A 22,710-nucleotide genomic window follows, 5' to 3' on the forward strand; every position below is an offset into this window, starting at 1 on the left:
CGAGGGAGGCGTCTGCCGCCCTCGGGACACCGGGGCCAACGCGGCGGGCGGCGGATCCATGCCCGATGCGCGCGATCCGGTCCGGACCCTCAGGCTCCGGTCGAGGGTGAGGCGGATCCGCCCGCTCCCCTCGTGGATGTCGGCGCCCGTTCCTACACTCGGATCAGGCGTTCGAACATCCGTTCGAACGCGGGAGCGCGGCCGGCGCGACGGGCGAGAGGAGCGGCACATGCGGATCGACGAGGACGTGGAGGTCGAGCTCTCGGGCGACGGCTCGCCGTTGCGCTTCACCTGGCGGGGCGTGGTCTACGGCGTCGTCAGCTCGCCCGAGCGGTGGATCGCCCGGGTCGACTGGTGGCAGCGCACGGGTCGCGCGCCCCGCGGCGCGAGCGCCCACCTGCTGGAGCTGCGGATGTGGCGCGTCGAGGCCGTGCCGCTCCCCACGGGCGCGCGCCGGGTCGACGGCTCGTTCGACCTGAGCGTCGACGCGCGCGGCCGCTGGTCGCTCGTCAACGCGTCGGACGAGGAGCTCGACATGCGCCTGTTCGCCTGACGCCGCCCGCTGGCCTCGTGCCGCCCGGGTCGCGCTGTCCCGACCGCTCGCCCGTCCCGCCGGGTCGCCCCATGTGCCCGGGCCCGGGGAATAGCCGGGGGCACGCGCGCCTTCTCCCCATCGGCGCCGCACGGCGTCCCGCACGCGGCCACCCGGGCCGCGGCGCACGGAGGGATCCCGCATGGCGGCACTCGAGTGGCTGTTCGACGCGCAGCTCCGTATCGGCGACCAGACGATCCTCTGGCGCGAGATCGTCGGCAATCTCTTCGGCCTCGCCAGCGCGCTCGGCGGCATGCGCCGGAAGGTCTGGGCGTGGCCCGTCGGCATCGTCGGCAACGTGCTCCTGTTCACCGTCTTCCTCGGCGCGGTCTTCGGCACGCCGAACCCCGTCAACCTGCTCGGACAGGCCGGCCGCCAGGTCATGTTCATCGCCGTGTCCGTCTACGGCTGGCACCGCTGGAACCAGGCCAGGCACGGCGGCGCGCCCGTCGTGCCACAGTGGGCGTCGGGCCGCGAGCGCGTCCTGCTCGTGGTCGCGCTCGTCGGCGGCACCGCGATCCTCACGCCCGTCTTCCGCGCGCTCGGCTCCTACGAGCCCGTGTGGGCCGACGCCTGGATCTTCGTCGGCTCCCTCCTCGCCACCTACGGCATGGCCAAGGGCTGGGTCGAGTTCTGGCTGATCTGGGTGGCCGTCGACCTCGTCGGCGTGCCGCTGCTCGTGAGCGCGGGCTACTACGCATCCGCCTTCATGTACGTCTTCTACGGCGCGTTCACGCTCACGGGCTTCTTCGTCTGGATGCGCGCCCGCGGCACCGGTGCGCCCGCGGTCGAGACGGCCTTCCCGGATCCGCGCGTCGTCGAGGCGCCCGCCGACCGCTGACCCGTCGCTGAGCCCGCGCGCTCGTCGGCGCGCGCTCGTCGGCGCGCGCTCAGCCCTGGCCGTTGGAGCAGGTGCTCTGCGCCGCGGTCTGGCCGGTGATGCTCGGGTCGAGCACCTCGGCGGTCGGCGTCGCGGCGGGCGCCGGGGAGCCGGTCGCCGTCCCGTCCGCGGGCGGCGCGGTGGTGGGCGCCGGGGTCGCGCCGTCGGCCGGCACGCTGCCGGACTCGTCCGTCGTCGTGCCCTCGGTGAGCGTGAAGTCCGCGTCCGAGGCGAGCAGGCCCACGAGCTGCGCCGCGGCCGCCTCGTCCGGCTGCACGCGGCCGTTGGCGAGCACCTCGCCCGGGTACTGGAGGAACGTCACGTCGTCGAGCGGGATGTCCTTGAAGGTCAGCGCGATCGACACGAGCGTGTCGAGGTCGGCGAGCGACGTCGACAGCTGCATGTTGTCGACCACGGCCCGCGCGATGCCGTAGAGCTTGGCCGGGTTGGTCAGCGTGTCCGAGCTCTTGATGGTGCGCACGAGCGCGCTCAGGAAGACCTGCTGGTTGCCGATGCGCGAGATGTCGCTGCCGTCGCCGACGCCGTAGCGGGTGCGGAGGAACTGCACGGCCTCCTTGCCCTGGAGCGGGTGGATGCCCGGATCCAGCGACAGGTCGGTCTTCGGGTCGTAGATGCCGTTGGCCACGCACACCTCCACGCCGCCGACCGCGTTGGACATCTCGACCACGCCGTTGAACTGCACGACGCCGCCGTACGGGATGTCGAGCCCGGTGAGGCCCTCGACCATGCGGACGGTGCACTCGAAGCCGCCACGGGACAGCGACTCGTTGAGCTGGGCGCGGGAGCTCGCGGCGTACTTCGTGCCGTCCGGGCCCTCGCAGGCCAGGATGGGCACGAGCATGTCGCGCGGGAAGGAGATGACCGTCGCCCGGCTGCTGTCCTCGCTGATGTGGAGCAGCATCGTGACGTCGTTGAGCGTGGCCGTGCCCACGTCCTTCGCGGCGCCGTAGCCGTCGCCCTGGCCGGCGCGGCTGTCGCTGCCGACGATGAGGATGTTCGCGCCGCCGTCGATGCCGCCGAGCGACGGGGGCATGGCCTGGCCGCCGGAGATGTCGACCGTGTTGTCGGCGACGGTGCGGGAGAGGTCCCAGGCGGCGATGCCCACGACCGACACCGTGCTCACGAGAGCGACCGCGGCGACCATGCCGACGCCCCTCATCACGGTGCGCCCGGCGCTCGGGGTGCGGAGGCGGCCGTGGCGGGCGATGCCGCGGACGCGGGCCCGATCGGCGCGGGTCCTCTGGGGGGCGTGCTGCATGGGGGATCTCTCGTCGCCGGGCGGGGAGCGCCGGGCGCGGGCACCCGGATCCTCCACAGGGTAGCCGAGGGCGGTGGAGAGTCCCCTCGGCACGCGGGCCCGATGCGCTATGCGCCCGTGCCCTCCCCGCCGCGCAGGTGGGCGTCGAGGAGGTGCTCGCTGAAGAACGTGTCGATCCGGCTCCAGGCGTCCGCCGCCGACGCGGGCTCCGGCCCCATGCCGACCGCGCGCAGCACCGGGCGGAGCGCCCGCGGCCCGGTTTCGGCGTCGTTGAGGAACGCGTGCCCGGCGGCCGGGTACTCCCGCACGTCGTGTGCGATTCCGTGCTCCGTGAGGGCGGCCTCGAGGCGGTCCGCGGATCCCGCGAGCTGCCGGTCGCGCCCGCCGTAGCTCGCGACGACGGGGCACGCGCCGTCGAGCACGCCGTCGAGGCCCTCCGGGAGCATGCCGTAGTTGACGCTCGACGCGTCGAAGCCGCGGGACGCCGCCGCGAGGGCGAACCCGCCGCCCATGCAGAAGCCGATGACGCCGACGCGGCCCGTGCAGTCGGCGCGGTCGAGGAGCAGGCGGCGCGCGGACTCGACGTCCACGAACGCGCGGCCCTCCCCCGCTGCCAGCGTGCGGAACGTGGCGACCAGGCATCGGCGTGCGCCGCCGGCGGAGAAGAGGTCGGGCATGAGCGCGAGGAAGCCGGCCTCGGCGAGGCGCTCGGCCTGACGGCGCATGACGTCGGTGACGCCGAAGGCCTCGTGCACCACCACGACCGCGGGCCACGGCCCCTCGCCGTCGGGCACCGCCAGCACGCCGTGCAACCCGGGCGACGCCCCGGGGCCGGCCGCGGGCAGGGGGATCTCGGTGAGGGTCACGGGCATGCCCTCACGCTAGGACGCGACGGGTCCGACGCCACCGCGAGGCGACGACGTCCAGCGAGCCGTCATCCGGGCGGTGCGCCGGACGGTGGGCCAGGCGGTCAGCGCCAGGCGGTCGGCCCCACGGATCCGGCGCGGTACTCGGCCATCGGCACGCGGTCGCCCTTCCAGGCGCGCATGACCGGCGCGACGATGCGCCAGCAGCGCTCGGCCACGTCGCCGCGGACGGAGAGGCGCGGGTCGCCCGCGAGGATGCCGTCGAGCACCTCGCCGTACGGCGTGAGTTCGGGCTCCGCGAACTCCGCGCGGAACGTGGCCTGGGTGAGCGTGAAGGGCTCGCCCGTGCCGTCCATCGTGACCTCGAGCGAGATGCCGTCGGGCTTGAGGTCGATGATGAGGCGGTCCGGTCGCGCGGATCCGTGGAGGCCCCGCGGCAGGTGCGCCACCGGCTTGAAGGTGACGATGATGCGCTTGGACGCCTCCTTGAGGGCCTTGCCCGAGCGCAGCCGGAACGGCACGCCCGCCCAGCGCGCGTTGGCCACGCCGAACGTGACCTCGGCGAGCGTCTCCGTCTCGTTGGCCGGATCCACCCCCTCCTCCTTGGCGTACGCGGGGATGCGCGTGCCGTCCACCGTGGCGCCCGTGTAGCGGGCCCGACGGCTGTGCGCGACGGGGTCGTTGTCCCAGACCTCGGTGGCGCGGAGGACCGAGGCGATGTTCGAACGGAGGTCGTCCGGGTCGATGCTCGCGGGCGGCTCCATCGCGAAGACCGCGAGGACCTGCAGCAGGTGGCTCTGGATCATGTCGACGAGCGCACCCGACTTGTCGTAGTAGCCGGCGCGGCCCTCGAGCGCGAGCGTCTCGTCGTAGAGGATCTCGACCTTCTCGATGTCCTTCGCGCTCCACACCGACTCGAAGAAGCGGTTGGCGAAGCGCAGCGACACGAGGTTGAGCACGGTGGAGAGGCCGAGGAAGTGGTCGGTGCGGTGGATGCGGTCCTCCGGCACGAGCTTCAGCAGCTGGCGGTTGAGCTGCGCGGCCGTGCGGCCGTTCGACCCGAACGGCTTCTCGAGCGCGAGCGTGGTGCCCTCCGGCAGGTCGAGCTTCTCCAGCTGCTGGCACACGGCGATGGAGATGGCCGGCGGCAGCGCGAAGTAGAGGGCGGGCGCGCCCTCGCAGGCCTCGAGGATGCGCTTCAGGTCGTCGAGGTCGGTGGGGTCGGCCTGGACGTACTTCGTGGACGACACGATGCTCGCGGCGCGGCGTCCCGTGGCGTCGACCGAGTCGAACGCGGTCTTGACCGTCTTCGTCCACTCCTGGGGCGTGCGTGCGCTCCGGCCGGTGCCGATGAGCTGGATCCGCCGCCCCCGATCGCTCGCCACGAGGCTGCCGAGACCCGGCAGGAGCAGGCGTTCCGTGAGGTCGCCGCTGGCGCCGAGGATGACGAGGGTGGAGGGTTCGCTGGTCATCCTCCGAGACTACGGGTCGCGACCGCCGGGCAGCCGACCTACACTGGGCGAGTCGAACATCCGTTCGAACATCGCGTCCGGGGAGGACGCGTGCGGACATCCCGGGAGGTGCGCGTGAGCTTCACCCACCTGCACGTCGCGTCCGCCTTCTCCGCCCACTTCGGCACATCGGCGCCCGAGGCGCTGGTCGACGAGGTCGCGTCCCGGGGCGCGTCGGCCGCGGCCATCACCGACCGCGACGGGCTGTACGGCGCCGTCCGCCACATCCGCCGCTCGATCGCCCAGGGGGTCTCCCCCGTCGTGGGCGCGGAGCTCGGGCTCACGGGCGAGCACCCCGGCCGGATCACGGTGCTCGCGCACGGCGGCACGCACGGCCAGGGCTGGGCGGCGCTCAGCCGGCTCATCAGCGCGAGCCACGGGCGTGGCACCGCGAGGAGCACCGCCCGGAGCGCCCAGGCGGGCATCGCGCGCACCCGGCCGCCCGCGTTCCTCCTCGGCGAGGACGGGCCGGTCGGCACGATCATGCTCGGGCCCGACTCGGACGTGGGCCGGGCCGTCGCGGCGGGCGACCACGCGCTCGCGTCCCGCCACCTGGCGGAGTGGTCGCGGCTCCTGCCCGGCGCGGTCGTCGTCGAGGTGGTCTGCCACCACACGGAGCCCGGCGAGTCCGCGAGCCTCCGCCACGCCGCCCGCATGCTGGAGCTCGCCGAGGCCCACCGCATCCCCGCGGTGCTCACCAACGCCGTGCGCTACCTCGAGCCCGACGACGCGCTCACGGGCGACGTGCTCGACGCGGCCGGCACGCTGCGCCCGCAGCCCAACGGGCAGGCGTGGCTCAAGACGCCGGCCCAGATGCAGGAGATCGCGCGCGAGATCGCCGGTGCGTCGTCGCTCGACCGCCGGGCGGGCGAGGCGCTGCTGCGCGCCACCGAGGAGCTCGCCGACCGCTGCCGGCTGGATCCCGACGCCGACCTCGCGTGGCGGAAGCCGAAGCTGCCGGAGAAGGAGGTGATCGGGGTCACGGGCGACCCGGACGAGGCGCTGTGGCGGAAGGCCGCGGCGGGGGTCACCGAGCGGTTCGGCCACGTCGACGAGGCCATGCGCCAGCGGGTGCTCGCGCGCATGCGCACCGAGCTGCAGACCATCACGGGCTTCGGCTTCGCCACGTACTTCCTCACGGTGGCCGACGTGTGCTCCCTCATGCGCGACATGGGCGTGCGCAACCAGGCGCGGGGATCCGGCGCGGGCAGCCTCGTCAACTACCTCCTGCGCATCTCCAACGTGGATCCGCTCGAGCACGACCTGCTGTTCGAGCGCTTCCTCGGCAAGGTGCGCTCGACGCTGCCGGACATCGACATCGACGTGGAGTCCGCGCGCCGGCACGAGGTGTACCACCGCGTGTTCGAGAAGTACGGCAGCAACCGGGTCACCCTGCTGTCGATGCAGAACACCTACCGGGCCCGCGGCGCCGCGCGCGACGCCGGGCTCGCGCTCGACCTCGACGAGCAGCAGATCGACTTCATCGCCAAGAACATCTGGCGCTTCAACGCGCGCGAGTTCCGGGCGATGCTCGAGACGAAGCCCGAGCTCAAGCCCATCGCCGACCTCGTGCGCGACGACCCGAGCATCGACCTGCTGGTCGACCTCACCGAGCGGCTCGACCGGCTCCCCCGGCACATCTCCATGCACCCGTGCGGCGTGATCCTCGGCGACTCCGACCTGCTGAGCACGAGCCCCGTGCAGCCGAGCGGCATGGGCCTGCCGATGAGCCAGTTCGACAAGGACGACATCGACGACATGGGGCTGCTGAAGCTCGACGTCCTCGGGGTGCGGATGCAGAGCACCATGGCGTACGCGCTGGACGAGATCCACCGCATCCACGGCACGCGCTCGGCGGTCGCGGGCGGCGTCCCGGTGGACGCGCGCTACGTGCACCGCGACGGGCGCATCGAGCTCGACGAGATCCCGCACGACGACGAGGAGACGTTCGCCGCCATCCGCACGACGCACACGCTCGGCATGTTCCAGATCGAGTCGCCGGGTCAGCGCGAGCTCATCGGCAAGATGCAGCCCGACGTCTACGAGGACCTCATCGCCGACATCTCGCTGTTCCGGCCGGGGCCCATGAAGGGCAACATGGTGGCGCCGTTCCTCGACACGAAGCACGGCATCACCCGGCCCGACTACCTGCACCCGCGGTTCGCGCCGTTCCTCGCGCCCACGTTCGGCGTCGTCATCTACCACGAGCAGGTCATCCGGATCTTCGCCGACTGCATGCAGGTCTCCCTCGCCGAGGCCGACGAGCTGCGCCGCAACATGGAGCGGCAGGACACGGTGGTCGAGCAGGCGTTCCGGCAGCGCACCGCCATGCACGTCGACGGCCGCACGGGCACGCGCCCCTTCTCGGACGCCGACGTCGAGCGCATCTGGAAGGCGCTCAAGGGCTTCGGCTCGTTCGGGTTCTGCAAGGCGCACGGCGCGGCGTTCGCGCTGCCCACCTGGCAGAGCGCGTGGCTGAAGACGCACTACCCGGCGGAGTTCCTCGCGGGGATCCTCACGCACGACCCCGGCATGTACCCCAAGCGCCTGCTGCTCACCGAGGCCAGGCGGATGGGCGTGCCCGTGCTGCCGCTCGACGTGAACCGGTCGCGGGGCGTCTACCGGGTGGAGCGCGTGGAGGGCGAGGAGACGACCGGGCGCACGCGCATCGGCGAGCTGGGGATCCGGCTGTCGCTGCAGGACGTGCACGGCATGAGCGAGGCGGAGCTCGAGCGCATCGAGCGGGGCCAGCCCTACGACTCCATCTCCGACTTCTACGCGAAGGCGCAGCCGTCGCGCGCGCTGCTGGAGCGGCTGGCCGCGGTGGGCGCGCTCGACTCCCTCGCCACGTCCGCCGAGGACGAGGCGGCCCGCGGGGTCGCGTCACGCGGCGACGTGATGGCGTTCGCCCGTCGGCTCACGGCGCGCGCGGCCCGGCCCGCGGATCCGGCCGGCCAGCTGCCGCTCTTCGTCGACGACCGCGACCTCATCCCGCGCGGCTCGCCGGACCCGGACGGGCGGGAGCGGGTCGCCGCCGATCGACATCCTGCAGATGGAGGTCACCGAGCACGTGCTGGAGAGCTGCCGGCCCATGCTCGACGAGCTCGGCGTCATCCCGGCGAGCCAGCTGCTCGAGGTGCGCAGTGGATCCGAGGTGGTGGTCGCGGGGATCCGCATCGCCACGCAGACGCCGCCCATGCGCAGCGGCAAGCGCGTCGTCTTCATCAGCCTCGACGACGGCACGGGCTGCTCCGACTCCACCTTCTTCGACGAGGCGCAGCAGAAGGCCGGGCCCATGCTCTTCGGCACGCGCCTGCTCGTCATCCGGGGGCGCACGCGGCGCACGGGCGAGCGGGGCGTCTCCATCCAGGCGGAGGACGCGTGGGACCTCAAGGAGATGTGGGCGCGCTGGCAGGACGCCCGGCGGCAGGGCGCCGCGGCGGGCGACGGGGCCGACGGGATGGACGGCGGCGTGGACGACGCGGCCCAGGTCGCCTGAGGACGTCCGCCCGCGGGATGATGGGGGCACCCGAGACCGCAGCCGGAGGCCGCACGTGCGCATCACCACGACCGTCCGCACGACCACGCGCATCCCGTTCGTCCAGGTGGTCAAGACCTCGGTCGCCGCGATCATCGCCTGGTTCGTCTGCATCGCCCTGCTGCCCGCGCAGCTGCCCATCTTCGCGACCATCGCCGCGCTGCTCGTGGTGCAGCCGAGCATCAACCAGACCTTCGGCAAGGCGGTCGAGCGCAGCCTCGGGGTGATCACGGGCGTGCTGCTCGCGCTCGGGCTCGGCCTCGCGCTCGGCACGTCGAGCGGGGTGGTGCTCCTCGCGGTCGTCGTCGCCGTGCTCGTGGGCTGGGTGTTCCGGCTGACGCCGGGGTCGAGCACGCAGATCCCCATCAGTGCGATGCTCGTCCTCGCCATCGGCCAGCTCTCGCCCGTGTACGCGGTCGACCGGATCGTGGAGACCGTCATCGGCGCCGCCATCGGCGTGGTCGTCAACATCGCGATCGCGCCGCCCGTGCTGCACGAGGCGAGCCGGCGCGCGGTGGTCGGCCTCGCGGGCGACTGCGCCGCAGCCCTCGACCGGCTCGCGGGCGCGCTGTCCGAGCCGGTCGACCGCGAGGAGCTCGACCGGATGCTCACCCGCGCGCGCGAGCTGCGGCCGCGGCACACGAAGGCGGTCGCCGAGGTCGACAAGGGGCTCGAGAGCCTGACCCTCAACCCGCTCCGGCGGCGGCACCGGGCGCTGCTCGAGGCCGACCGCGAGCTGCTCGCCACGCTCACCGTGCTCGTCAACCGCGTGGTGGGCATGACGCGCGCCGTGCACGACCGCTACGACCCGTCGCTCGCCGAGGAGCCCGTCGTCCGCGGGATCGCGACCGAGCTGACGCGCGCCGCCCACGACGTGCGGCTCCTCGCCGAGCACGCGCTGCCGGGCGGCATCTCCGACGGGGCCGACCCCCACGAGCAGCCCGCGCTCACGGCACCGCTCGTGGTGCTGCAGCCGAGCGAGGAGCACTGGATCCTCATCGGCTCGCTGCTGGAGGACATCCGCCGCATCCGCTCGGAGATCATCGGCGGCGCGGAGTGACGCGTCCGCTGCCCGGCTACAGCCCGCTCGAGCTCGACCCGGTACCGGCCGCGTCCGGCCTCGTGCGCGGGACCACGCCCACACGTCTCGGCGTCGTGCGGCACCACCACGTCCCGGTCCGCGGCTCGGACACCGCGACGGTGCTGTTGCACGGCGCCGCCGGATCCTGGACCACCTGGACGCCGCTCATCCGCACCGCGCGGGACGCGGGCGTCCCCTTCGCCGAGCTCGTCGCGATCGACCTGCCGGGCTGGGGCGGATCCGCGCTCGACGCGACCGACGAGGAGGCGACGGTGGACGCCATCGCCGACGCCGTCCGCGCCGTGGTCGACGGCCTCGGCTACGCGCAGTGGCGGCTCATCGGCCACTCGATGGGCGGCTTCATCGCGCTGCACCTGGCCGCGCGCGAGCCCGCCCGCGCCGTCTCCGTCGCGCTCGTCTCGCCCACCACGTACTCGGTGATCGCGAGCGTGGCGCACCCCGTCCGCGCCTTCCGCCTCATCCCCGGCTTCACGATGATGCTCGGCGTGATGCGCACCATGCGCCGCCTCGGCCGCCCCGGCACCGCGCTCATCCGCGGCGTCGGCCGCGTCCGCCTCATGCGCGCGGTCGCGCTGCCGCTGTTCGCGCACGGCTGGCGCGTGCGGCGGTCGATCGTCGACGCCATCGCGACGGAGGCCCGGCCCCGCGCGTTCTCGCTCGCCGCGGAGGTCACGCGCGGCTACGACGCCGACGGCCTGTGGGCGCGCATCGCCTGCCCGGTGGTCGCGGTGCGCGGCGACGACGACGTGTTCGTGTCGCGGGACGACCTCGACCTGCTGGCGCGCGCGGTGCCGACGCTCCGATCCGCCGTGATCCCGGACGCCGGCCACTTCGCGCACGTCGAGCGCCCGGCCGAGACGCTGCGCGCGCTCGGCCTCCTCGCCTGAGACGCCGGCGGCGCGCGCGCCAGCGCGGACCATCGCTGTCCGGGAGCGGCCGGGAGGACGCGCGGCGCTGGGGAGAGGGCCCGCGGGACGGGTCGTCGGTCGGCGACCCTGTGCGGATCACCCCGTCCCGGAGGTCATCCGTGCGCGTCCCCGTCCCCTCGTCACCCCGCCCCCTCCTGCGCCGAGCCGGACGCGCCGCAGGTGACGACGCCGGCCGGACGGCGCGTCGATCACGTGGCGCCGCCGACGGCTACATCCCCTACGAGCTCGACCCCGATCCCCACGACTCCGGCCTGGTCGCCGGCGTGACCGTCACCGGCCTCGGGATGGTCCGCCACCACCACGCGCCCGGGCGGCGCACCCGGACGGCCACCGTCCTCCTCCACGGCGCGGCCGGGTCGTGGACCACGTGGACCCCGGCCCTCCGCGCCGCCCGGGACGCGGGTGCGCCCCTCGAGGACGTCGTGGCCGTCGACCTCCCCGGCTGGGGCGGATCCCCGATCGCGGTCCCGGACGACGAGCTGACGGCCGACTCCGTGGTCGAGAGCGTGATGCGGGTCGTCGACGACCTCGGATACGACGGGTGCCGTGTCGTCGGCCACTCGATGGGCGGCTTCCTCGCCCTCCACCTGGCCGTCCGGCAACCGGTTCGCGTGCGGTCCGTGGCCCTGGTGTCGCGCACCCTCTACGCCGTGATGCGGAGCGCGACCCACCCGATCCGCCGCTTCGACGTGCTCCCGGGCTTCAGCACGATGCTCGGCTCGATCCACGTGACGCGGCTCCTCGGCGCCCCAATGCTCGCGTTCGTCCGGGTGCTCCAGCGCACGGGCCTCCTGCGTCAGCTCACCCGGCCCCTGTTCGCGCACGGAGGGCGGGTGGGCGGGTCGGTCATCGCCGCGCTGGCGGACGAGGTGCGGCCCCGCGGGTTCCTCCGCGCCACGGAGATCGCCGTCGCGTACCCCGCTGCCGAGCTGTGGCCGCGGATCACCTGCCCCGTCACGGCCGTGCAGGGCGGCTCGGACGTCTTCGTCGCGCCGGACGACCTGGTGCGGCTCGACCGCGATGTCCCGTGCGCGTCCCACGCGGTGATCGCCGACGCCGGCCACTTCGCGCACGTGGAGCGTCCGGCCGAGACGCTCCGCGCGCTCGGCCTCCTCCCCTGAAGGGCGCCGCCCGGGAACGACGACGCCCCCGGTCCCTGAGACGGGAGCGGGGGCGTCGCATCCGCGTGACGCGGAGGCGGCCGGACGGATGCCCGGCCGGTGGGCGCTAAGCCGCGGGGGTCGCGAGGACCGCCTGGATGTCGAGCGTGATGGTGACCTTGTCGCCGAGCAGCACGCCGCCGGTCTCGAGGGCCGCGTTGTAGGTCAGGCCGAAGTCCTCGCGGTTGATGACCGTGGTGGCCGTCGCGCCGAACTTGGTGTTGCCGAGGGGTCGCCGCCGAAGCCGCCGAACTCGACGTCGAACGTGACGGGCTTGGTGACGCCGCGGACGGTGAGCTCGCCATCGACCTTCGCGTCGCCGTCCTTCTCGACGCGCACGGCGGTCGAGACGAAGTCGATGGTGGGGTTGTTCTCGGCGTCGAAGAAGTCGTTGGTGCGGAGGTGCTGGTCGCGGTTCGGCTCGTTGGTGTCGATCGAGGCGATGGTCGCGTGCGCCTTGACGGTGCTCTGCTCGGGGGTCGCGCCCGTGACGATCTCGGCGTCGAAGTCCTTGAACGTGCCCTTGACCTTGCTGATCATGATGTGGCGGATGCTGAAGCCGACCGAGCTGTGCGTCTTGTCGATGGTCCAGGTGCCGGCGATGTAGCCGGGGACGGTGGTGGTGTCGCTCATGTGCGTGCCTTTCGTACAGGGGGCATGGGTGCGGGCCGACGGCCTCGAAGATATGCAAGCGCATGGATCGGGCCTCCATTCCCACATTTCGTTGCGAGTTCATGTACTTCTGGGGCGGGTGGGACGCGGCCCCCGGCGGGCGTACCGTGGCGGGATGCGCGCGATCACCTTCCCCTCCCCCGGCTCCCCCGACGTCCTCTCCCTCACCGAGCTGCCGGATCCCGTGGCCGGCCCCGGCGAGGTCCTCATCCGGGTGGCCGCCGCCGGCGTCAACCGCGCCGACCTCAGCCAACGCGAGGGCGCGTACCCGCCGCCCGCGGGAGCGCCGACGCACCTCGGGCTCGAGGTGTCCGGCACGGTCGAGGCGGTCGGCCAGGGCGCGACGCGCTGGAGCGTCGGCGACCGCGTGTGCGCGCTGCTCGCGGGCGGCGGCTACGCGGAGCTCGTCGCGGTCGACGAGCGGCACGTCCTCCCGGTGCCCGACAGGCTGGACCTCGTCCAGGCGGCGGGGCTCCCCGAGGTCGTCGCGACCGTGTGGTCGAACGTCGTGCTCGACGCGCGGCTGGCGCCGGGCGAGACCCTGCTCGTGCACGGCGGGTCGAGCGGCATCGGCACGATGGCGATCCAGCTGGCCACCCGCCTCGGCGCGCGCGTCGCCGTCACCGCCGGCAGCCCGGCGAAGCTCGACGCGTGCCGGGCGCTCGGCGCGGAGATCCTCATCGACTACCGCGAGCAGGACTTCGTCGCGGCGCTCCTCGAGGCGACCGACGGCCGCGGCGCCGACGTGATCCTCGACGCGATCGGCGGCGACTACATCGACCGCGACATCCGCGCCCTCGCGCGCGACGGCCGGATCATGGTCATCGGCGCGCAGAGCGGCGCGCCCACGAGCATCGCGCTCGGCCAGCTGATGGCCAGGCGCGGGCGGATCTGGGGCACCACGCTCCGGGCCCGCGACGCCGACGACAAGGCGCGCATCGTGGCCGCCGTCCGCGCGGACGTGTGGCCCGCGGTGGCCGACGGATCCGTGCGGCCGGTCGTCGACCGCGTGTTCCCGCTCGCCGAGGCCGCCGCCGCGCACGCGCACGTCGCGTCGTCGCAGCACGTGGGCAAGGTGCTGCTGGCCGTCTAGCTGTAGTTCCCAGTGAGGTTGTGAACGCGTTCGGCGGGCGTGAGTCCGCCGATGCCGGTGTGGGGGCGGTGGTGGTTGTAGTGATGCAGCCAGGCGTCGTAGGTCGCGGCGCGGGCCTCGTCGGTGCGATAGGGATGGGCGTAGGCCCACTCGGTGGCGAGGGTGCGGTTGAAGCGCTCGACCTTCCCGTTCGTCTGGGGCCGGTAGGGGCGGGTGCGTGTGTGGGCGATGGTGCCGAGCGCCTCGGTGAAGGCGTGGGAGCGGTAGCAGGAGCCGTTGTCCGTCAGGACACGGATCACGGTGATGCCCGCGGCGGTGAAGAACGCGTTCGCGCGGGCCCAGAACGCGGCAGCGGTCTCCTTGCGCTCGTCGGTGAGGATCTCGGAGTACGCGAGTCGGGAGTGGTCATCCACGGCGTGATGCAGGAACGCGTACCCCCGCCCGGTCCGGGGAGTGTTCCTCCGGCCGGCCGCTCTGCCGAGGACTCGGTGCCCGCCGCCGTCCGGGATACGGCCGAGCTTCTTGATGTCGACGTGGACCAGATCTCCCGGTGAGGAGTGCTCGTAACGTCGCGCGGGCGAGCGTCGGACGGGGAGTCCCGTCGCGGAATCCAGGTGCGTGAGCAACGGCATCCGGTAGCGACGGAGGACCCGCTCGACCGTGGAACGGGGGATACGCAGGTGGTAGCTGATGCGGTGCGGGCCCCACCGGCGAGTGAATCTCAGCGCGATGATCCGCCGCTCCCGACGCTGACTCGTGCGGGTCGGTTGCCGGTGCGGGCGGGATGAGCGGTCCGTCATCGGCAACCCGGCCCGATACCGGCGAGCCCATCTCGACGCCGTCGCCGGCGAGCACTGGAACCTCTCCGCCGCACGCCGGACCGGCCACCCGTCCTCGATGATCAACCGAGCAAGCCGAAGCCTGCCCGCGGGAGTGAACGGGGCGTTAGCGTGAGTCACGAAGACCTCCGGTGATGACGTGTGCTTGGTAACTCACATCGTCCCGGAGGTCTTCGCTATCCGCCCCAGCGTTCACAACCTCCCGAGGAACTACATCTAGCCCGCGGCCTCGGTGGCGGCCGCGGCGTGGCGCGAGCGGATCCCGACGAGGGACACCAGCCCGCCGGCGATCAGCAGCGCCGCGGTCACGAGCACCACGCGGTGGAAGGCCGCGACGTCGAGGTCGGGCCCGGCGACCAGCCCGATCGCGGCGATGGCGACGAGCCCGGCCACGCGCGACACGGCGTTGTTGACGGCGGACGCGATGCCCGCCTGCGCCGACGGCACGGCCTCGAGGATCGTCGCGGTCAGCGGCGCGACCGTCATCGACAGGCCCAGGCCGAAGACGAGGATGCCCGGCAGCAGCTGCCCCCAGTAGTCGACGGGCTCGCCCACGCGGAGCATCAGCAGGTATCCGCCGCCCGCGACGATCGGCCCCGCGCCCATGAGCAGCCGCGGCCCGATGCGCCCGGCCAGCGCGCCGAAGCGCGTCGACAGCAGCAGCATGATCACGGTGGTCGGCACGAGCGCGAAGCCGGCCGCGGTCGCCGACAGCCCGCCGGTCTGCTGCAGGAAGACCGCGATGACGAAGCCGCCGAGCGACAGGGCGCCGTAGATGCCGACCGTCGCGATGTTGCCGACGAGGAAGTCCCGCTCGCGGAAGAGCGAGAGCGGCAGCATGGGGCGCGGTGTGCGCCGCTCGCGCACCACGAAGAGCACGAGGCACGCGACGCCGACGACCAGGCTGCCGACCACGAGCGGGTGCGCGATCCCCCGCCGCGACTGCTCGATGAGGGCGAAGACGGGGCCGCCGATCCCGATGGCGCCGAGCACCGCGCCCGGCACGTCGACGCGCGTGCCGTCGGCGACGGGCGCGTCGTGCGGCAGCCGGGCCAGGAGCACGAGGGTCACGGCGATGGGCAGCACGTTGATCCCGAACACGAGCCGCCAGTCGAGCGTGTCCACCAGGACGCCGCCGAGGACGGGGCCGACGAGCATCGCGGTGCCGGTCCACGCCGTCCAGGAGCCGATGGCGCGCGCCTGCGCGGGACCGCGGAAGGCCTGGGCGATGAGGGCGAGCGAGCTCGGCACGAGCAGCGCGCCGGCCGCGCCCTGGGCGGCGCGCGCGGCGATGAGGATCCCGGCGGTCGGCGCGATCGCGCACACGAGCGAGGTCACGCCGAATCCGACGAGCCCCCAGCGCAGCACGCGCACGCGGCCGAACGCGTCGGAGAGCGAGCCGGCCAGGAGGATCAGCGCGCCGAGGGTGATGAGGTAGGCGTCCACGACCCACTGCTGCACCACGAGGCCGCCGCCGAGGTCCTCGCCGATCGCGGGCAGCGCGACGTTGACGACCGTGCCGTCGAGGAAGGCGACGAAGGAGGCGAGGACCGCGACCACGAGCACCGTGCGACCGCGGCCGTCCGCGGTCCCGTCCAGGTGGCCGTCCGCGTGGGTCGCGGCGGCGGAGTCGGGCATGTGCCCAGTATGCGCCGCGCCCGACGGCCCGTCCGGGCGCGGGTCGGCTCCGGCTCCGGCCCCGCGCGGATCAGGCGGGAGGCGCCGCCGCGGTCCCCGCCCGGTCGATCGCGGCCTCCACCCGGCGCAGCACGTCCTCGTCGCCCATGATCCGGAAGTGCCCGGAGGCCCGGACGCGCTCGTCCGTCGCGCCGTCGAGCGAGCTGCCGCCGGGGATGTGCGGGTCGAAGCGCGCGAAGACGCTCGTGATCCGCGCGTTGACCTCGCGCGACCGGCCGAGCTCCACGAGCGCGGCGTTCCGCGGCGAGAAGTCGCGGATGCTGCGGACGGGGATGAGCCGCGCGTACGAGGATCCGCCGAATGGCGTGTTGATCGCGACCATGGCGCGGATCCGCCGGTCGGGGTCGCCGAATGCCATGAGGTGCTTGCCGATGAGGCCGCCCTTGCTGTGCGCGACGATGACGACGTCGCGCAGGTCCTCGGCCTCGAGGTACGCGCGGGCGCGGCGCGACATCTCGGCGACCCGGCCCACGTTCGCGCCGAGCGCGCCGACCACGTGCACGCCGTGGCCGCGCGCGTGCAGCCTCCGGATGATCGGCAGCATGAACTGCCAGCGCTCGTAGACGCCCGGCAGCACGAGGATCGTCGGCCGGTCGTCGCGGCCGTCCTCGAAGGAGCGGGCGTCGTCACGGGAGAGGGTCGCGGCCGCCTGCCAGCGGAGGACGTACGCGTAATCGAGGGCCCAGTCGAGCGCCTTGCGGAGGAGCGTGAGCGGCGGGAGCGGGTCGGGTCCTGCGGTGGTCACCCGTCCATCCTGCCCGGGCGCGGCCTCCGCGACCGGCGCACGGGGCGACGGCCGCGATCCCGCCGCCTCAGCGGGCCCGGGCATGCTCCACGATCGCGCGCGCCACGCCGAGCGGATCCGTGTACATCACGACGTGCGGGCCGCGGGCGACCCGGTACGTCCCGCGCGGGATCCGGGCCGCGAGCTCCTGCGCGAACGGCCGGTCGACCACGGCGTCCCGGTCGCCCACGATGACGAGCGTGCGGGCGCGGATGCGCGGCGCGCGCTCCTCGACCGCGTCGTCGATGAGGTGCGGCAGCTGGCGGAGGTAGTACCGCATCCCGCAGCGCAGGAAGTAGTCGCCGAGCACGACGGCGTTCGCGAGGAGCGGCTCGCGGAGCGTGTCGACGCCGAGCGCGAGGGCCGCGCGGACGACCCCGCGCGTCCGCGGCGGGAGGGTGGGCGCGATGAGCACGATGCGGTCGGCGACCTCGGGATGGTCGACGGCCAGCCGCGTGACGATCTGGGTCCCCATCGAGTGGCCGACGACGACGGGGTCCACGAGGCCGTGCATCCGGATCACCTCGGCGACGACCGCCGCGTGGTCGTCGAGCGTCACGTCGCGCCGGACCCGCGGCGACTCGCCGTACCCCGGCAGATCGATGGCGTACACCGTGCCGTGCCCGGCGAGGAACGCGGCCACGGGGTGGAAGTAGCGCGAGGAGACGCCGATCCCGTGCACGAGCACGAACGACGGGCGGGCCCCGGCGGGTCCGGCCGAGCCGATGCCCGCGGCAGCGGTCGGGAGCGTGCGCCCGGCGTTGCCGCCCGGCGTCCGGAACACCTTGATCGCGATCCGGAAGCCGAGGACGGTGCGCCGCTCCAGGTCGTGCTCGACGGGGATCGCCCGCGACCCGTAGCGCCGGGAGAGCAGGAGCCAGCGCGGCGGGGCGGACTCGGTGCGGTGCACGTCCCCCGGGAGCCGGACGCGGGTGAGCCGGGCGAGGGGGGAGCGCATCCCGCGACCCTAGCCGTCCCGCGCCGGGCACCGGCTGCCCCGGTCGATGGGAGGATAGGGACCCGCCCGATCCCGAGGAGACCCATGAGCCCCGCCTGGTCAGAGACCACCCTCGCCGACCTGCCCCTGCGCGACGGGATCCGCGGCGAGGAGCCGTACGGCGCCCCGCAGCTCGACGTGCCCGTCCTCCTCAACGTGAACGAGAACCCGTACCCGCTGCCCGAGGAGGTCGCGGTCGCGGTGAGCGAGGCCGTGCTCGAGGCCGCGCGGGGGCTCAACCGCTACCCGGACCGCGAGTTCCTCGAGCTCCGCACCGAGCTCGCCGGCTACCTCACGGCCGACAGCGGGCTCGCCCTCGGGCCCGAGAACGTGTGGGCGGCGAACGGATCCAACGAGGTGCTGCAGCAGGTGCTCCAGGCCTTCGGCGGCACCGACCGCGTCGCGCTGTCCTTCGCGCCGCACTACGCGATGTACCCCGAGTACGCGCGCAACACGCTCACCACGTGGGTCTCGGGCCGCCGCCAGGAGGACTTCACGCTCGACCTCGCGAACGTCACGGACCTCGTCGCCGAGCACCAGCCGAGCGTCGTGTTCCTCACCTCGCCGAACAACCCCACGGGCACCGCCCTCACCACGCGGGAGATCGAGCACGTGCTCTCCGTCGCGCCCGGCGTCGTGGTGATCGACGAGGCGTACGCCGAGTTCCGCCGCGAGGGCGTCCCGACGGCGATCTCGCTCCTGCCCGACCACCCCCGCCTCATCGTCTCGCGCACCATGAGCAAGGCGTTCGCGTTCGCGGGCGGCCGGCTCGGCTACCTCGCGGCATCGCCCGCCGTGGTCGACGCGCTCCGCATCGTGCGGCTCCCGTACCACCTCTCCCGGATCACCCAGGTGAGCGCGACCGCCGCCCTCCGCCACAGCGGGGTGCTGCTCGCGCAGGTCGCGTCGCTCCGCGAGGAGCGCGACGGGCTCGTCGAGTGGCTCCGCGGCCGCGGCTTCGAGGTCGCGCCCTCGGACGCGAACTTCGTGCTCTTCGGCCGCTTCCCCGGCGTGCACCCGGCCGACCGGCACGCGGTGTGGCAGGGGCTCTTGGATCGCGGCGTCCTCATCCGGGAGACGGGACCCGAGGGCTGGCTGCGCGTCTCCGTCGGCACCCCGTCGGAGACGGCCGCGTTCCGCGACGCGCTCGACGACGTGCTCGGGATCCCGCGCGCCTGAGCCGCCTCCGCGCGCCCACCGCCGGGTCAGGGCCGGGTCAGGGCCGGAAGCGGATCCCCGTCGCGTCCTCGGCGGCCGCCCACAGCTGCTCGGCCACGGCGTGCGAGCGCGCGTGCTCCGCGACGAACGCGGGAGCGGGCGCGCCCCTCAGCTCGAGCGGCCCGCCGGGTCCCCAGAGGTCGCCGCCCGTGACGCCGGGGGCCACGGCCGCGTGCACGACCGGCCACGCACCCGCGTCCTTGCCCTGCACAAGGACGCGTCCGGCACGGGCGACCCGATGGCGCGCGGCGGCGATGCCCCGCGGACGGTCGGCCGGATCCTGCGGCGGCATCAGCGCGTCCACCGCGTAGCCGGGGTGCGCCGAGAGCGCGATGCGGTCGTATCCCGCGGCGCGCCACCGCCGGTCGAGCTCGCCCGCGATCATCATGCACGCCGTCTTCGACCGGCCGTACCGCACGAGCGCCGGCATGCGCCGCTCCCCCGCGAGGTCGCCGAGGTCGAGCGGGGAGAAGCGGTGCGCGAGGGATCCGAGCATCACGACCCGGCCGCCGGCCCGCAGCCGCGGAGCGACCCCGGCGACGAGCGCGAAGTGCCCGAGCGCGTTGGTGCCCATCAGCTCCTCGAACCCGTCGATCGTCGTCCGGTGGTGCCGTGCGCGGCCGCCCGCCGGGGTGAGGCCCGCGTTGGCCACGATCACGTCGAGGTCCTCATGGACGGCGGCCGCGCACGCGTCCACGCGGGCGAGGTTCGCCAGGTCGAGGGGCACGACCTCCAGGTCCGCCCGCGGGGTGCGGGCCCGGATCGCGCGGGCGGCGGCGTCGCCGCGCTCCTCTGAGCGGCAGGCGAGCAGCACCCGGGCCCCCGCGTCGGCGAGCTGCGCGGAGGTCCAGAAGCCGATGCCGCCGTTCGCGCCCGTGACGAGCACCGTCCGCCCGGCGAGGTCGGGCAGACGCGGCTCCCCGCTCACGAGAGGGTGCCCACGCGGGTCACGCGCACGACGGCCTCGCCGGCCTCGTTCGACGCGTCGAGGTCGACGGTCGCCTCGATCCCCCAGTCGTGGTCGCCATCGGGGTCGTGCAGCGCCTGCCGCACGGTCCACTCCGTCGGACTTTCGGTGATCGTCACGAGCGCCTGGCTGCGGGCGTCGCCGTCGGTGAGGATCCGGTCGTACTCGCCGAAGTAGCCGTCGAGCGCGTCGCCCCACGCGTCGGCGTCGTAGCCGGCCGCGGCGTCGAGCTCGCCGAGCGCCTGCAGGTCCTCGCGGGCCGCGAGCTGCACGCGCCGGAACATCTCGTTGCGCACGAGGATCCGGAACGCGCGCGTGTTCGACGTGAGCAGCTTGGGCGCGGGCGGCAGCACGGGCGCGTCGCCGGGGGCCGCGGTCGGGTGCGACAGCTCCTCCCACTCGTCGAGGAGGCTCGAGTCCACCTGGCGCACCAGCTCGCCGAGCCACTCGATCACGTCGAGCAGCTCCTCGGTCTTGGCCTCGTCCGGGATGGTCTGCCGCAGCGCCCGGAACGCGTCGGAGAGGTAGCGGAGCACGAGGCCCTCGGAGCGCATGAGCCCGTAGAAGGAGATCAGCTCGCTGAAGGACATCGCCCGCTCGTACATGTCGCGGACGACCGACTTGGGGCTGAGCGCGAAGTCGCCGATCCACGGCTGGCTCGCGCTGTAGGTCGCGAACGACTGGTCGAGCAGCTCCTCCAGCGGCTTCGGGTGCGTGACGGTCTCGAGCAGCTCCATGCGCTCGTCGTACTCGATGCCGTCGGCCTTCATCGCCTGCACGGCCTCGCCGCGGGCCTTGAACTGCTGCTGCGACAGGATCGGCCGCGGGTCGTCGAGGGTCGCCTCCACGACGCTCAGCATGTCGAGCGCGTACGTCGGCGACTCGCGGTCGAGGATCTCGAACACGGCGACCGCGAACGGTGACAGCGGCTGGTTGAGCGCGAAGTCGGCCTGCAGGTCCACCGTCAGCGAGATCCGCGCGGGCCCGCCATCCGGGTCGTCCACCTGCTCCACGATCCCGGCCGTCCGCAGCGTGCGGTAGATGGCGAGGGCGCGGCGCGCGAGCGCGAGCTGCCGCACGCGGGGCTCGTGGTTGTCCTCGACGAGCGACCGCATGTTCTGGAACACGTCGCCGCCGCGCGCGATGACGTTGAGCATCATCGCGTGGCTCACCTGCATGCTCGACGTCAGCCGCTCGGGCTCCGCGTCGATGAGCTTGCGGAAGCTCGGCTCCCCCCACGAGACGAAGCCCTCGGGCGCCTTCTTGCGCACGAGCTTGCGGCGCTTCTTCACGTCGTCGCCCGCGCGCTCGAGCATCTTGATGTTCTCGGTCTCGTGCTCGGGCGCCTGCGCGACGACCGTGCCCGTGGTGTCGTAGCCCGCGCGGCCCGCGCGCCCGGCGATCTGGTGGAACTCGCGCGCGTTGAGCTGCCGCATCCGCGTGCCGTCGTACTTGGTGAGGCCCGTGAAGAGCACCGTGCGGATGGGGACGTTGATCCCGACGCCGAGCGTGTCCGTCCCGCAGATGACGCGGAGGAGCCCGCGCTGCGCGAGCTGCTCCACCAGCCGCCGGTACTTCGGCAGCATCCCGGCGTGGTGCACGCCGATGCCCGCGCGCACGAGCCGCGACAGGGTCTTGCCGAACGCCGTGCTGAAGCGGAAGTCGCCGATGAGGTCCGCGATCTCGTCCCGCTGCTCGCGCGTGACGATCTTGATGCTGGACAGCGCCTGCGCCCGCTCCAGCGCGGCCGCCTGCGCGAAGTGCACGATGTAGACGGGCGCCTGCTTCGTGTCGAGCAGCTCCTCGACCGTCTCCTGCACGGGGGTCACGGCGTAGTGGAAGAAGAGCGGCACCGGGCGCTCGATGCCCGTGATGCGCGCGGTCGGCCGGCCGGTGCGGCGCGTGAGGTCGTCCGCGAGCTCGGTGACGTCGCCGAGCGTCGCCGACATGAGCACGAACTGCGCGTGCGGGAGGAGCAGCAGCGGCACCTGCCAGGCCCAGCCGCGCTGCGGATCCGCGTAGAAGTGGAACTCGTCCATGACGACCTGGTCGACGGGCGTCTCCGCACCGCCGCGGAGCGACCGGTTCGCGAGGATCTCGGCGGTGCAGCAGATGATGGGCGCGTCCGGGTTCACCGAGGAGTCGCCCGTGACCATGCCCACCTGGGCCGCGCCGAACAGCTCGACGAGCGCGAAGAACTTCTCGGACACGAGCGCCTTGATGGGCGCGGTGTAGTACGAGCGGCGGCCGCGGGCGAGCGCGGCGAAGTGCGCGGCCACCGCGACGAGCGACTTCCCCGTGCCGGTCGGCGTCGAGAGGATCAGGTTCGCGCCCGACGCGATCTCGAGCGCCGCCTCGTCCTGCGCCGGGTACAGCTCGATCCCCCGGCCGATCGCCCACTCGGCGAACGCGTCGTAGATGGCGTCGTCGGTGGCCCCGTCCACGGCCAGCCGGGCCGCCTCCTCGGTGAGCGTGGGGGCGAGGGCGGTGTCCGACATGATGCGTCCATCCTCCCCCACGCGTCCCGCCGCGGAGTTCTCCACAGGCGGCAGGGTCCACCAGGCGCCAGCGCGTACGTTCGCCGG

General features: G+C 73.7%; 17 protein-coding genes and 2 pseudogenes. 9 read left to right on the forward strand and 10 right to left on the reverse strand.

The window, feature by feature from the left end; translation table 11 throughout:
* The first annotated feature begins 229 nt into the window (after positions 1-229).
* Together CMS_RS08825 and pnuC are read left to right on the forward strand one after the other, a co-directional pair.
* Positions 230-553: a DUF6504 family protein gene (locus CMS_RS08825; protein WP_012299128.1), complete on the forward strand. Its 324-nt coding sequence runs from the start codon at positions 230-232 to the stop codon at positions 551-553.
* Positions 554-734: 181 nt separating this feature from the next.
* Positions 735-1,433 carry a nicotinamide riboside transporter PnuC gene (pnuC, locus tag CMS_RS08830; RefSeq protein ID WP_012299129.1) on the forward strand — a complete coding sequence of 233 codons (699 nt, stop codon included), beginning with the start codon at positions 735-737 and terminating at the stop codon, positions 1,431-1,433.
* Between the two features lie 49 nt (positions 1,434-1,482).
* Here pnuC and CMS_RS08835 read toward each other — a convergent pair whose 3' ends face one another.
* The 3 genes from CMS_RS08835 to CMS_RS08845 form a co-directional block, all read right to left on the reverse strand.
* Complete coding sequence (locus CMS_RS08835; protein WP_041464564.1) at positions 1,483-2,751, reverse strand: LCP family protein; 1,269 nt, start codon at positions 2,749-2,751, stop codon at positions 1,483-1,485.
* Between the two features lie 107 nt (positions 2,752-2,858).
* On the reverse strand, positions 2,859-3,623 hold the full coding sequence (locus CMS_RS08840) for a dienelactone hydrolase family protein (protein ID WP_012299131.1): 765 nt from the start codon (positions 3,621-3,623) through the stop codon (positions 2,859-2,861).
* Between the two features lie 98 nt (positions 3,624-3,721).
* Entirely contained in the window at positions 3,722-5,089 is a 1,368-nt protein-coding gene (locus CMS_RS08845) for a glucose-6-phosphate dehydrogenase (protein ID WP_012299132.1), read from the reverse strand.
* A 114-nt stretch (positions 5,090-5,203) separates the two neighbouring features.
* On the opposite strand from CMS_RS08845, the pseudogene dnaE reads away from it, so the two are divergent.
* The 5 genes and pseudogenes from dnaE to CMS_RS08865 all read left to right on the forward strand — a co-directional run.
* Positions 5,204-7,921: pseudogene (gene dnaE / locus CMS_RS08850) on the forward strand (DNA polymerase III subunit alpha); the annotation flags it as partial.
* A 403-nt stretch (positions 7,922-8,324) separates the two neighbouring features.
* Complete coding sequence (locus tag CMS_RS17885; RefSeq protein WP_231692859.1) at positions 8,325-8,627, forward strand: OB-fold nucleic acid binding domain-containing protein; 303 nt, start codon at positions 8,325-8,327, stop codon at positions 8,625-8,627.
* A 55-nt stretch (positions 8,628-8,682) separates the two neighbouring features.
* On the forward strand, positions 8,683-9,726 hold the full coding sequence (locus CMS_RS08855; protein WP_012299133.1) for an FUSC family protein: 1,044 nt from the start codon (positions 8,683-8,685) through the stop codon (positions 9,724-9,726).
* Positions 9,723-10,655: an alpha/beta fold hydrolase gene (locus tag CMS_RS08860; RefSeq protein WP_012299134.1), complete on the forward strand. Its 933-nt coding sequence runs from the start codon at positions 9,723-9,725 to the stop codon at positions 10,653-10,655. The genes CMS_RS08855 and CMS_RS08860 overlap by 4 nt, the downstream gene beginning before the upstream one ends.
* 140 nt (positions 10,656-10,795) lie before the next feature.
* The gene (locus CMS_RS08865) at positions 10,796-11,818 is read left to right on the forward strand and encodes an alpha/beta fold hydrolase (protein WP_012299135.1); all 1,023 of its coding nucleotides are present in this window, start codon (positions 10,796-10,798) and stop codon (positions 11,816-11,818) included.
* Positions 11,819-11,924: 106 nt separating this feature from the next.
* On the opposite strand, the pseudogene CMS_RS08870 reads toward CMS_RS08865, so the two are convergent.
* A pseudogene (locus CMS_RS08870) lies at positions 11,925-12,490 on the reverse strand (YceI family protein).
* Positions 12,491-12,644: 154 nt separating this feature from the next.
* On the opposite strand from CMS_RS08870, the gene CMS_RS08875 reads away from it, so the two are divergent.
* Positions 12,645-13,622, forward strand: a complete 978-nt coding sequence (locus CMS_RS08875) for an NAD(P)H-quinone oxidoreductase (RefSeq protein ID WP_012299136.1) — start codon at positions 12,645-12,647, stop codon at positions 13,620-13,622.
* Here the strand turns inward: CMS_RS08875 and CMS_RS08880 are convergent.
* The 4 genes from CMS_RS08880 to CMS_RS08895 all read right to left on the reverse strand — a co-directional run bounded on the left by CMS_RS08880 (position 13,619) and on the right by CMS_RS08895 (position 17,901).
* Positions 13,619-14,581, reverse strand: coding sequence for an IS481 family transposase (locus CMS_RS08880; RefSeq protein ID WP_012299137.1), 963 nt, complete (start codon positions 14,579-14,581; stop codon positions 13,619-13,621). The genes CMS_RS08875 and CMS_RS08880 overlap by 4 nt on opposite strands.
* A gap of 96 nt (positions 14,582-14,677) precedes the next feature.
* Positions 14,678-16,099, reverse strand: coding sequence for an MFS transporter (locus CMS_RS08885; protein WP_012299138.1), 1,422 nt, complete (start codon positions 16,097-16,099; stop codon positions 14,678-14,680).
* 70 nt (positions 16,100-16,169) lie between these two features.
* Entirely contained in the window at positions 16,170-16,904 is a 735-nt protein-coding gene (locus CMS_RS08890) for an esterase/lipase family protein (protein ID WP_012299139.1), read from the reverse strand.
* Positions 16,905-16,971: 67 nt separating this feature from the next.
* Positions 16,972-17,901, reverse strand: coding sequence for an alpha/beta fold hydrolase (locus CMS_RS08895; protein WP_012299140.1), 930 nt, complete (start codon positions 17,899-17,901; stop codon positions 16,972-16,974).
* Between the two features lie 84 nt (positions 17,902-17,985).
* Between CMS_RS08895 and CMS_RS08900 the strand changes: the two genes are divergently transcribed.
* The gene (locus CMS_RS08900; protein WP_012299141.1) at positions 17,986-19,119 is read left to right on the forward strand and encodes a histidinol-phosphate transaminase; all 1,134 of its coding nucleotides are present in this window, start codon (positions 17,986-17,988) and stop codon (positions 19,117-19,119) included.
* Positions 19,120-19,156: 37 nt separating this feature from the next.
* On the opposite strand, the gene CMS_RS08905 is transcribed toward CMS_RS08900, so the two are convergent.
* Together CMS_RS08905 and CMS_RS08910 are read right to left on the reverse strand one after the other, a co-directional pair.
* A complete protein-coding gene (locus tag CMS_RS08905) occupies positions 19,157-20,086 on the reverse strand; it encodes an SDR family NAD(P)-dependent oxidoreductase (protein WP_012299142.1) in 930 nt (309 codons plus the stop codon).
* The gene (locus tag CMS_RS08910; RefSeq protein WP_041464565.1) at positions 20,083-22,623 is read right to left on the reverse strand and encodes a DEAD/DEAH box helicase; all 2,541 of its coding nucleotides are present in this window, start codon (positions 22,621-22,623) and stop codon (positions 20,083-20,085) included. Before CMS_RS08910 ends, CMS_RS08905 begins: the two co-directional genes overlap by 4 nt.
* Positions 22,624-22,710 lie beyond the last annotated feature (87 nt).

Origin of the sequence: Clavibacter sepedonicus (assembly GCF_000069225.1) — a bacterium.
GTDB lineage: Bacteria > Actinomycetota > Actinomycetes > Actinomycetales > Microbacteriaceae > Clavibacter > Clavibacter sepedonicus.